Raw genomic sequence first — 11,305 nt, 5'->3', positions numbered from 1 at the left:
GAATTCAATCCGACGACTCAATCAGTCATCTCAAAGAAACCCACAAAAAGGGGCTCAAAAGAGCACTACTAGCATGAACAATCACTAGCACACTGTTGAGTTCTCAAACAACACAATTCGTGTTTCCGGCGCTCCTCAGGGCGCGCCACGCTCCAACATCATAACCACTCGGTTTTCAGTCGGAGTTGTGGCCCCCCTAAGGGGCCGACCAGCTACGTTACCCGGTTCGGTTCGCGGAGTCAAACCCTCTCGGGTCTCTCCCGCTCGCCCCGGGGCGTCCCTGGCGACGAAGAGAAGATTACACGCCTCGAAAACCCACCTGAAAGGGGGGGTCCCTTTTTGCGTTTCCGCAGGTCAGCGGGGACTTTCGGTTGAAAGACCCGCCGAGCCCCCTCCGCACCCCTCACAGCACCGGCAGCAACGTCCTGAGTTCGTAGGGCGTCACCTGGCTCCGGTAGTTGTCCCACTCGACGCGCTTGTTGCGGAGGAAGAAGTCGTAGACGTGTTCACCGAGCGCTTCGGGCAGCAGCTCGGACCGCTCCATCTCCGCCAGCGCCTCACCCAGGTTCTGGGGCAACTCCTGGTAGCCCGCCGCCTTGCGTTCCGCGTCGGACAGGGTCCAGATGTTGTCCTCGGCCGCCGGCGGCAGCTCGTAGCCCTTCTCGATGCCCTTCAGCCCGGCCGCGAGGATCACCGAGTACGCCAGGTACGGGTTGCACGCCGAGTCCGGCGTCCGGATCTCCACCCGCCGTGACGACGCCTTGCCCGGCGAGTACATCGGCACACGCACCAGGGCCGAGCGATTCGCCCGTCCCCACGACACCGTCGTCGGCGCCTCTCCGCCCTGGATCAGGCGCTTGTAGGAGTTCACCCACTGGTTGGTCACGGCCGAGATCTCCCGGGCGTGGTGCAGCAGGCCCGCGACGAACGCCTTGCCGGTCTCCGAGAGCTCGTACGGGTCCTCGGGGCTGTAGAAGGCGTTGCGATCACCCTCGAACAGGGACACGTGCGTGTGCATGCCGGACCCGGGTTGGTCGCTGAAGGGTTTCGGCATGAAGGTGGCGCGCACGCCCTGCGTGATCGCGACCTCCTTGACCACGTAGCGGAACGTCATCACGTTGTCCGCCATCGTCAACGCGTCCGCGTACCGCAGGTCGATCTCCTGCTGGCCCGGAGCGGCCTCGTGGTGCGAGAACTCGACCGAGATGCCCATCTCCTCCAACGCCTCGATGGCGTGGCGGCGGAAATGGGTGGCCGTGGCGTGGCTGGCCTGGTCGAAGTACCCACCGTTGTCGGCGGGCTCCGGTTCGGTCCCGTCCTCCGGCATCCCGGTCAGCAGGAAGAACTCGATCTCCGGATGGACATAGCACGTGAAGCCGGCCTCGCTGGCCTTCGCCAGTTGGCGACGCAGGACGTGGCGGGGGTCGGCCCACGACGGCGACCCGTCCGGCATGGCGATGTCGCAGAACATGCGCGCGGAGTAACGCTCGCCGTCGTCACTTTCCCAGGGCAGGACCTGGAACGTCGCGGGATCGGGCTTGGCGACCATGTCGGACTCGTAGACGCGCGCGAAGCCCTCGATGGCGGAGCCGTCGAAGCCGATGCCCTCGCTGAAGGCACCTTCGAGTTCCGCGGGCGCGACGGCCACCGACTTGAGGAACCCGAGCACGTCGGTGAACCACAGGCGCACGAAGCGGATGTCGCGTTCTTCGAGCGTGCGCAGCACGAACTCCTGCTGGCGATCCATGCCGCGACCCTATGCGCGCCGTGTTAAGGCGGCGTTTCGGGTCGGCTTTCGCCCGCCCGTGAGGGTGACGCGCACCGTGTCCGGTCCGCGGGGCCCGTCCCGTTACCGTATTTCGCATGCTCATCCGCCGTCTCGCGCAGTCCCTCGTCGTCACGCTGGCCGTGTCGGCACCGTTGTCGGCCTGCACCGGCAACCCCGACAACACCGGGCCGTTGCCCGAGGCGCGCAGGCTGGCGGACGCGGCGGCCGAGGACCTGCGCGACCTCACCGACGTGGCGTTCGAGCTCCGGGTGAGCGGGGCGATCCCCGGGCTTCCGGTCCGGGAGGTCACCGGAGTGGTCGACCGGCGCGACGGCACGGCCAGCGGCGAGGCCGACGTCCAGTACCCCGACGAGCGCGTCCAGTACACGTTCGTGCTCGACGGCGACACGGTGACGTTGACGGACGCCGACGGCGTCGTCGTGGACACCCCGCTCCCCGCCGACTACGCACCGGGTGAGCTGCTGGACCCCGACGACGGCCTGCGGGCCCTGCTCGTCGAGGCAGGCAACCTGCGGACCGAGACACGCGAGGAACTCGACGACGTCGCCACCTACCGCATCGGCGGGGAGCTTCGCCACGAGACGATCTCGGCGCTCGTCCCCGGCGTGCACGACGACGTGGACGTCAAGTTCTGGATCGCCGAGCACGGCGACCGGCTCATGCGCGTGTGGGTGCAGGTGCCCCCGCGCACGAAGAACGAGGGCGCCGTGCAACTGGAGCTGGCGCTGGACCGGCACAACGCGACCTCCCCCGCCGACGGCGGAGACCAACCCGACCGACCCTGACCAGGGGACTCAGCCGCAGCGCGTGCCCTCCGGCGGGAGTTCGCCGTCGACGAGGTAGGCGACGCCCGCCTTGTCGACGCAGTCGTCGTTCGCCGAGAGGAACGCCGTGTGCTGCGCGCCCTCGAACGTGAGCAGCCGTCCCCCGAGCGCCTTCGCGAGGTTCACCCCGGCTTGATACGGCGTCGCCGGGTCGTCGGTCGTGGAGATCACCAGCACGGGCGGGATGCCGTCGACGTCGGGCAGGTGCGGTTCGGAGGTGTGCTCGACCGGCCAGAACGCGCACGCGTCACGCGCCGACGACGGCGGGAGCCCCGCGTCGAGGAATGGCGCCTTCTCGACGTACTCCGCCTGCGCCTGCTCGATCCGCTTCCGGTCGGTGACCGGCGGGTCGTCGACGCACCGGATGGCCGTCAGTCCCTCCTGGGTCGACGAGTACTTCCCGTCGGGGCCGCGCTCGTAGTACATGTCCGCCAACGCCATCAGGACGGTGCCCTCGCCCTTGGCCAGTCCCGCGAGCCCCTGGTTCAGGCTCGGCCAGAGCTGCTTGCTGTACAGCGCCGCCACGGTGGCCGTGGTGGCGTCGTCGTAGGACAGCTCCCGGCCGTCCGGCACGGTCACCGGCGCGTCGAGCAGCGGCCGGACCAGGTCCTGGTAGGTCTCCACGGCGGTGTCCGCGTCCTGCCCCAGCGCGCAATCCTGCCGAGCGACGCACCACTCGACGAACTTGTCGAAGGTGCCGCCGAAACCCTCCGCTTGGGCGACGAGCGACTCCACCATGTCCTGTTCGGGGTCGACGGCGCCGTCGAGCAGCAGCGCCCGCACGTTGCCGGGGAACGTCTCGGCGTAGGCCGTGCCGATGCGCGTGCCGTAGGAGTAGCCGAGGTAGGTGAGCTTCTCGTCCCCGAGGGCGGACCGCAGGACGTCCATGTCGCGGACGACGTCCCGGGTACCGAGGTTGGCGAGCATCTTCTCGCCGTGCTGGGTGCGTTCGGCGCACTTCGCCGCGAAGTCCTTCGCCTGCCGTTCCGCGTCGGCGACGTCGTCGACCCCGTCCATGGCCGTCGTGTCGGCTCGGTCGGCGTCCATCTCGGCGTCGGTGAGGCACTCGATCACGGGTTCGCTCGCGCCCACGCCACGGGGGTCGAAGCCCACGAAGTCGAAACGCTCCCCTAGTTCCGTGGCGGACACCGCGTTGGCGAGCTGCGCGGCGGTGGTCATGCCCGACCCGCCGGGTCCACCCGGGTTCATCACGAGCGAGCCGATGCGGTTGTCCCGGTCACCGGCGGGGCTGCGGAGCAGCCCGACCGTGATCGTGGTGCCCTGTGGCTCGTCGTAGGACAGCGGGACGGTCAGCCGTGCGCACTCCAACCCGTCGCGGGAGAACGCCTGCCGAGCCATCGCGTCGGTGGCGTAGGGCTCGCAGTCGCCCCACTCCAGTCGTTGGCCGTAGTACTTCTCCAGTCCTTCCGGCACGGGGCCCGCCGGCACCGTCGGCTCGTCGTCGCCGGTCGAACACGCGGTCAACGACGAAAGAAGGAGGAGACCCGCGGCCAGCGGCAGGTAGCGTTTCCTGGTGCGCACGCCTGCGATCGTGCCATCAGTGCTGGGAACTCGGCACCACGGTGGCTACGTTGGGCGTGGCGCGGTCGACGAAGATGGGAGAAGCGCTGGTGGCGTTCTGGAACCGGGTCGGGAAGACGTTCAAACGCATGCTGTCCCGACCCGGAAGTGTGGACCTGGCGCGGTACGAGGCGCTGCTCCCCCGCATCGGCGAACTGGAGCCCGAGCTGAGGGAACTCTCCGACGCCCGACTCACCGAGCGGGCGGCCGCCGTCCGCGACGCCGACAGCGTGGACGACGACCTGCTCGTCGAGATCTGCGCGCTGGGCCGGGAGGCGGCGCGACGGGCTCTCGGTGAGCGCGCGTTCGACGTGCAGCTCCTCGGCACGATGGGACTGCTCACCGGACACGTCGTCCAGATGGCCACCGGTGAGGGCAAGACGTTGTCGGGCGCACTGGCCGCGGCGGGATACGCGTTGCAGGGCAAGCGCGTGCACGTCATCTCGGTGAACGACTACCTCGCCCGCCGTGACGCCGAGTGGATGCGGCCCGTCTACGACCTGCTCGGCGTGTCCGTGGGGTGGGTCGAGCCGTCGCTGTCCACGGACGAACGCCGCGAGTCCTACCACCGTGAGGTCTGCTACGGCGCGGTCAGCGAGATCGGCTTCGACGTGCTGCGCGACCGGCTGGTGACGTCGGTGGCCGACCTGGTGCAGCCGGAGCCGGACGTCGCCGTGGTGGACGAGGCCGACTCGGTGCTGGTCGACGAGGCACGGGTGCCGCTGGTGATGGCGGGCTCGGTGGACGCGGGCGTGGCCGACGAGGAGGTCGCCAAGATCGTGCGGCGGCTCCGGGTGGGGCTGCACTACGAGACCGACCCGGACGGCCGCAACGCCTGGCTCACGACGGCGGGCGCGTCGGTGGTGGAGAAGGCGCTCGGCGGCATCGACCTCTACGGCGAGTCCGGGGCCGACCGGCTCGCGGCCGTCAACGCCGCGCTCCACGCGCACGCCTTGCTGACCCGCGACGTCGACTACCTGGTGCGCGACGGCAAGGTGCAGCTCATCAACGCCTCGCGCGGTCGGGTCGCCGAACTGCAGCGCTGGCCCGATGGTCTGCAGGCGGCCGTGGAGGCGAAGGAGCAGCTCCCGCCGTCCGACCACGGGGAGATCCTCGACTCGATCACGGTGCAGGCGCTCATCGCGCGTTACCCGCAGGTGGCGGGCATGACCGGGACCGCGGTGGCCGTCGCCGAACAGCTTCGCGAGTTCTACCGGCTCGAAGTCGCGGTGATCCCGCCGAACACGCCGACCGTGCGCGAGGACCTGCCGCACCGCGTGTTCACCACGCCGACGCGCAAGCTCCGCGCCATCGTGGAGGAGATCCGCGAGGTGCACGAGACCGGCAGGCCGATCCTCGTCGGCACCCAGGACGTCGCGGAGTCGGAGGAACTCGCGGAGAAGCTGCGCAAGGCCGGGCTGTCGTGCGTGGTGCTCAACGCACGCAACGACGCGGAGGAAGCGGCCGTGATCGCCCAGGCCGGCGCGTACGGGGCCATCACGGTGTCGACGCAGATGGCGGGCCGGGGCACCGACATCCGGCTCGGCGGCGCCGACGGCGCGGACGCCGAGCGCGTCGCGGAACTCGGCGGCCTCCACGTCATCGGTACCGCCCGCTACCCGAGCAGCCGCCTCGACGACCAGTTGCGGGGCCGCGCAGGACGGCAGGGCGACCCGGGCAGCTCGGTGTTCTTCGCCAGCCTCGGCGACGAACTCGTACTCGCCCACGCCCCGGACGTCCCGGAGGGCATCCCCGCCGACGACGAGACGGGCGAGATCACCGACGTCGCCGCACACCGACAGCTCAACCACGCCCAGCGGGTCGCGGAGGGCGTCGACCTGGAGATCCACCGCAACACGTGGCGATACACGCGGCTCATCGAGCACCAGCGGGCCGAACTGCTGCGCTACCGCGACGAGGTGTTGCGCGGTGACACGGCCAGTGCGCTGCTGAAGGAGGAGGAGCCCGACCGCTACGGCGAGCTCGCCGAGAAGCTGGAGCCCGAGACGCTGGAACGCGTGTGTCGGCAGATCGTGCTGTTCCACCTCGACCAGCTCTGGACCGACCACCTGGCCTTCCTCACCGAGGTGCGCGAGACGATCCACCTGCGGGCGCTGGCGAAGGAGGCTCCGCTGGACGAGTTCCACCGCACGGCCGTCCCCGCCTTCCGGCGGATCCGCGACGACCTCCGCACCCGGTCGGCCAAGACGCTGCTGGAGGCCGAGATCACCACCGGCGGGCTCGATCTCGCGAAGGCCGGAGTCCGGAGGCCCACCTCGACGTGGACCTACCTGGTGCAGGACAACCCGTTCGATTCCGACGCCGAACAGGCACTCAAGAAGGTACGAAGCATGCTTCGGAAGAAGCGGGCCTGACCACGTGAGCGAGAATGAGCGCATGCGTCAACTTCGGATCGCCTCGGCCCAGGTGAACACGTGCGTCGGAGACCTCTCCGGCAACTCCGACCTGGTCGTCGAACACACCCGGTCGGCCGCGGCGGAGGGGGCCCACGTCGTGGTGTTCCCCGAGATGACGCTGACCGGCTACCCCGTCGAGGACCTCGCGCTCCGCCGCGCGTTCGCCGACGCGGCACGCGAGGCCGTCCACACGCTCGCCCGCGCGCTGGTGGATGCCGAGTGCGGTGAGCTGCTCGTCGTGGTGGGCTACCTCGACGCCGATGACGTCGGGCCCCGCAACGCGGTCGCCGCGCTGTACCGGGGCGAGGTGGTGGCCACCCAGTTCAAGCACCACCTGCCGAACTACGGCGTTTTCGACGAACGCCGGAACTTCAAGCCGGGCGACGAACTCACCGTGCTGCGGCTGCACGGCGTCGACCTCGGCATGGTGGTGTGCGAGGACCTGTGGCAGGAGGGCGGTCCGATCACGGCGCTGGGCGCGCTGGGAGTCGACCTCGTGCTCTCCCCCAACGCCTCCCCCTACGAGCGCGACAAGGACGACGTGCGGTTGCCGCTGGTGGCCCGGCGGGCCGCCGAGGCGAAGGCCCCGATCGTCTACACCAACCAGGTCGGCGGCCAGGACGACCTCGTGTTCGACGGCGACTCGATCGTGGTGGCGGCGGACGGGACGTTGCTCGCCCGGGCTCCGCAGTTCACCGAGCACCTGTTGGTGATCGACCTCGACCTGCCCGACCGGGATCTCCCCACCGTCACGAACGGCTCGGAGGTCCTGCGCGACCGGGTCGAAGGGTTCGTGGTGCGGCGTCGAGTGCTGTCGGAGGCCCCGCTGGAGCGCTACCCGGTGACGCACCGGCCGAGGGTGGCCGAGCCCCTGTCCGGTGAGGCGGAGGTGTGGTCGGCGCTCGTGGTGGGCCTGCGCGACTACGTGCGCAAGAACGGTTTCCGGTCGGTGCTGCTCGGGCTCTCGGGCGGGATCGACTCGGCGGTGACCGCCGCGTTGGCGGCCGACGCCCTCGGCGCCGACGCCGTGTACGGCGTGTCGATGCCGTCGCGGTACTCGTCCGACCACTCCCGCTCCGACGCGGCCGACCTGGCCGAGCGGCTCGGCTGCCACTTCCGGGTCGAGCCGGTGGAGGACATGGTCGCCACCTACGTCGACCAGCTCGGCCTGAGCGGGTTGGCGGAGGAGAACATCCAGGCGAGGGCGCGCGGCATGCTGCTGATGGCGCTGTCCAACCTGGAGGGCCACCTGGTGCTGGCCACCGGCAACAAGACCGAGTTGGCCGTCGGGTACTCCACCATCTACGGCGACGCCGTGGGCGGGTTCGCACCCATCAAGGACGTCTTCAAGACCCACGTGTGGGAACTCGCGCGCTGGCGCAACGCGGAGGCGGAGAAGCGGGGCGAGACGCCGCCGATCCCGCCGAACTCGATCACCAAACCCCCGTCGGCCGAGTTGCGCCCCGGCCAGCTCGACACCGACTCGCTGCCCGACTACGCGCTGCTCGACGACATCCTCGACGACTACGTCGAGGGCGACCGCGGCTTCGCCGACCTGCTCGCGGCGGGCTTCGACGCCGAGGTCGTCGACCAGGTCGTGCGCATGGTCGACCGCGCCGAGTACAAGCGCAGGCAGTACCCGCCCGGCACGAAGATCACCTTCAAGGCGTTCGGTCGCGACCGCAGGTTGCCGATGACCAACCGCTGGCGGGAGACCCACCGGCCGTGACGACCGACGCGTGCGGGTTCGCCGTGTTCGAGACGACTCTCGGGCACAGCGGACTCGCGTGGCGGGGCGACACCGTCGTCCGTTGCCAGCTCCCCGAGGCCGATCCCGACCAGGCGCGCGCTCGACTCGCCGAGGCGGTGCCCGACGCCGTGGAGGCGCCGGTGCCCGCGACGCTCGTGCCCGCCGTGGAGGCCGTGGTGGCGTTGCTGCGCGGCGAGCCTGTGGACACCTCGGTCGTTCCGCTCGACATGTCCGCCGTTCCCGTGTTCCACCGCAAGGTCTACGAGTTCGTCCGCACCATCGCGGTGGGCCACACGATGACGTACGGCGACGTGGCCGCCGCGCTCGGGGAACCGGGCGCCGCGCGGGCCGTCGGTCGCGCGATGGGAACCAACCCGTTCGCACCGATCGTCCCCTGTCACCGGGTGCTGGCCGCGAACGGCGCCATCGGTGGCTTCTCCGGTCCCGGTGGAGTCGCCACCAAGCAGCGGCTGCTCGCCCTCGAACGGGCTCACGGCGACCAGCCGACGCTGTTCGAACTCTGGTAGGGCGGGGCCGGGCGTCGGGGCGGACGCCACGGCCTCAGCCAGGGAGTGTCGGGCCAGCCCTCCGCCGCGGCCATCAGCGGCAACGCCGTCGCCCCGTCGATCGACTCACGCAGGATGTCGGCGTGTCCGGCGTGCCGCGCGGTCTCCTCGATCAGGTGCAGCAGCACCCAGCGCACCGACCACGCCTCCACATCGGCGGGGAACCACGGCACGTCGCGAGGCACGGGCACCGGTTCGCCCAGGTCCTCGATGCCCTCGACGACCTCCTCGGTGCGCGTCGCCACCCGCTCGTACTCGGCGATGAGGTCGGCCAGCGTCTCGTCCGGCGCGAGGCGCAGGTCGTCTCCCGGATCGGTCGGACCGAGCCCGCAGACGAGGTCGATCCACACCCGCTCCGTACGGCAGACGTGCTTGAGGATGCCGCCCACGCTCAGCGCACTCACGGTCGGGGTCTCGCGGATCTGCTGGTCGGTGAGCCCGTAGGCGGCGAGGCACAGCACGTAGCGCTGTTGCGCGAGGTAGTCGAGCAGTCCCTCGCGCTCGTCGGCGACCGGCCCGATCAACCCGGGCACGGCGCGACCTCCCGTGTCCGCGGGAGCGCTCGCCGGGTGCGTCGCGGCGTGCCCATGCGGACGACGTAGGTGACGCCGACCAGGAACAACGCCGTCGCCACCAGGATCTGTGTCCGCGCGGCCAGTCCCGCGAAGCGGCTGTCGAACACCACGTGCGCGACGACCAACCACGCCCACAACCCGAACTGGACCGCGAACGACAGCCGGGTGGCCAGCTTCCAGCTGCCGCGCCACCACGACGCCACCACCAGCGGGCTCACGACGTACTGGACTCCCGCCAGCAGCACCGGGAGCTCGCTGATCCGTCCCGTGGGGTCGGCGCATCTGCCCGCGCCCTGCGGCAGGCACTCCGGCGGCAGCGCCGCCCGCGTCAGCAACACCGCGCCGTACAGCCACACCAACGCCGCCGTGAGCCTGCCCCAGCGGTGCACCGGAGCGAGACGCAGCAGGAACGGGCCCGCCAATACGAACGCCGCCCCCGCCACGACGTCGAGCGTGCGGAACACCTCGGCGTTCGGCTGTCCGTCGGAGGCCAGCCTGGCCGGAACCTCGTGGTTGGTCGACAACGCGGTCTCGACGAAGACCTCCGCGAGGAACCCCGTGTGGGCGGCGGCACCGACGAACAGGGCCGCGGCGGCGAACCGTCGGACCGCGCCCAGGGGCGGCTCGGCGTGGTGCAGGCCCGACAGCATGGCGAGTTACTTACCACGCATCACGCGGTCGAGGGTAGATGTCGTCGCTGCTCAGTCACGCTCGGTCGCGACTGTGAAGCTCGTCCCAGCGGGCTTGGGTGCCGATTCCACCCGGTGGGACGCTGGAGGACGCCAACGATCCACGACCCGGGGACCGCAGAGCGGCCTCGAGGGAAGGACGGTACGACAGCGATGTCACATGAAACTCCGCGCGCCCACACCGGCGACACCGAGACGCCCGCACCGTACGGGGAGCCGGCAGCCCAGTCGGGACTGCGCAAGCGCGTCCGCATCCACCACCTGCAGGAGATGAAGGACCGCGGCGAGCCGTGGCCCATGCTCACCGCCTACGACACCTACACCGCCCGCCTGTTCGAGGACGCGGGCATTCCGGTGTTGCTGGTGGGTGACTCCGCCGCCAACACGGTGTATGGCTACGAGTCCTCGCTGCCCGTCACGGTCGACGAGATGTTGCCGCTCGTCCGGGCGGTGACCCGGTCGGTGACGAAGGCGCTCGTGGTGGCCGACCTGCCTTTCGGGTCCTACCAGGCCTCGCCCGAGCAGGCGGTGAACACCGCGGCGCGATTCATGAAGGAGGGCCGCGCCCACGCGGTCAAGCTCGAAGGCGGTCGGCGCTTCGCCGCGCACGTCGAGGCCGTCACCGCGTCGGGAGTCCCGGTGATGGGACACATCGGCTTCACCCCGCAGAGCGAGCACAACCTGGGCGGCTACCGCGTGCAGGGCCGGGGCGGCACCGGGGACGGACTTATCGCCGACGCACTCGCGTTGCAGGACGCGGGCGCGTTCGCCGTGGTCATGGAGATGGTGCCCGCCGAGATCGCCAAGCAGATCACGCACGAGCTGAGCATCCCCACCGTGGGCATCGGCGCGGGCCCGGACTGCGACGCGCAGGTCCTGGTGTGGCAGGACATGGCGGGGTTGCGAACCGGTCGGCTGCCGAGGTTCGTTAAGCAGTACGCCGATCTCGCGGGCGTGCTGACCGGGGCCGCGACGGCGTTCGCCGACGACGTCCGGAACCGGTCCTTCCCGGCACCCGAGCACACGTTCCACTGACACCGACCGGGCTTGCCAGAATCGCTGCGCCCACCGCGGGCGACGACACCCTCGCGGCGGGCGCAGCGATCGCTCGGAG

9 protein-coding genes are annotated in these 11,305 nt (G+C 70.3%); 5 read left to right on the top strand and 4 right to left on the bottom strand.

Annotated elements, in window-relative coordinates; all coding sequences use genetic code 11:
* Positions 1 to 403: 403 nt before the first annotated feature.
* Complete coding sequence (locus JAV51_RS15605; protein WP_197321450.1) at positions 404 to 1,747, bottom strand: glutamine synthetase family protein; 1,344 nt, start codon at positions 1,745 to 1,747, stop codon at positions 404 to 406.
* A 116-nt stretch (positions 1,748 to 1,863) separates the two neighbouring features.
* On the opposite strand from JAV51_RS15605, the gene JAV51_RS15600 reads away from it, so the two are divergent.
* Positions 1,864 to 2,574: an LppX_LprAFG lipoprotein gene (locus tag JAV51_RS15600; RefSeq protein WP_197321449.1), complete on the top strand. Its 711-nt coding sequence runs from the start codon at positions 1,864 to 1,866 to the stop codon at positions 2,572 to 2,574.
* Between the two features lie 9 nt (positions 2,575 to 2,583).
* Here the strand turns inward: JAV51_RS15600 and JAV51_RS15595 are convergent, their stop codons facing one another.
* The gene (locus JAV51_RS15595) at positions 2,584 to 4,155 is read right to left on the bottom strand and encodes an alpha/beta hydrolase (RefSeq protein WP_197321448.1); all 1,572 of its coding nucleotides are present in this window, start codon (positions 4,153 to 4,155) and stop codon (positions 2,584 to 2,586) included.
* An 89-nt stretch (positions 4,156 to 4,244) separates the two neighbouring features.
* On the opposite strand from JAV51_RS15595, the gene secA2 reads away from it, so the two are divergent.
* From secA2 to JAV51_RS15580, 3 genes are read left to right on the top strand one after another with little or no spacing between them, the layout of a single operon-like run.
* Positions 4,245 to 6,569, top strand: a complete 2,325-nt coding sequence (secA2, locus tag JAV51_RS15590; RefSeq protein ID WP_197321467.1) for an accessory Sec system translocase SecA2 — start codon at positions 4,245 to 4,247, stop codon at positions 6,567 to 6,569.
* Positions 6,570 to 6,591: 22 nt separating this feature from the next.
* Positions 6,592 to 8,340 (top strand): NAD+ synthase, encoded by a 1,749-nt coding sequence (locus JAV51_RS15585; RefSeq protein WP_197321447.1) that lies wholly within the window; start codon positions 6,592 to 6,594, stop codon positions 8,338 to 8,340.
* On the top strand, positions 8,337 to 8,888 hold the full coding sequence (locus tag JAV51_RS15580) for a methylated-DNA--[protein]-cysteine S-methyltransferase (RefSeq protein ID WP_197321446.1): 552 nt from the start codon (positions 8,337 to 8,339) through the stop codon (positions 8,886 to 8,888). The genes JAV51_RS15585 and JAV51_RS15580 overlap by 4 nt, the downstream gene beginning before the upstream one ends.
* Here the strand turns inward: JAV51_RS15580 and JAV51_RS15575 are convergent.
* Together JAV51_RS15575 and JAV51_RS15570 are read right to left on the bottom strand one after the other, a co-directional pair.
* Positions 8,852 to 9,460 carry a DinB family protein gene (locus tag JAV51_RS15575; RefSeq protein WP_197321445.1) on the bottom strand — a complete coding sequence of 203 codons (609 nt, stop codon included), beginning with the start codon at positions 9,458 to 9,460 and terminating at the stop codon, positions 8,852 to 8,854. The genes JAV51_RS15580 and JAV51_RS15575 overlap by 37 nt on opposite strands.
* A complete protein-coding gene (locus JAV51_RS15570; protein WP_197321444.1) occupies positions 9,448 to 10,152 on the bottom strand; it encodes a hypothetical protein in 705 nt (234 codons plus the stop codon). The genes JAV51_RS15575 and JAV51_RS15570 overlap by 13 nt, the downstream gene beginning before the upstream one ends.
* Before the next feature lie 192 nt (positions 10,153 to 10,344).
* On the opposite strand from JAV51_RS15570, the gene panB reads away from it, so the two are divergent.
* The gene (gene panB / locus JAV51_RS15565) at positions 10,345 to 11,226 is read left to right on the top strand and encodes a 3-methyl-2-oxobutanoate hydroxymethyltransferase (protein ID WP_197321443.1); all 882 of its coding nucleotides are present in this window, start codon (positions 10,345 to 10,347) and stop codon (positions 11,224 to 11,226) included.
* Positions 11,227 to 11,305: the final 79 nt, after the last annotated feature.

This window comes from Saccharomonospora sp. NB11, from assembly GCF_015910535.1.
In the GTDB taxonomy this organism is placed as follows: Bacteria; Actinomycetota; Actinomycetes; order Mycobacteriales; family Pseudonocardiaceae; genus Saccharomonospora.
This window is presented reverse-complemented; position numbering and strand designations above follow the sequence as displayed.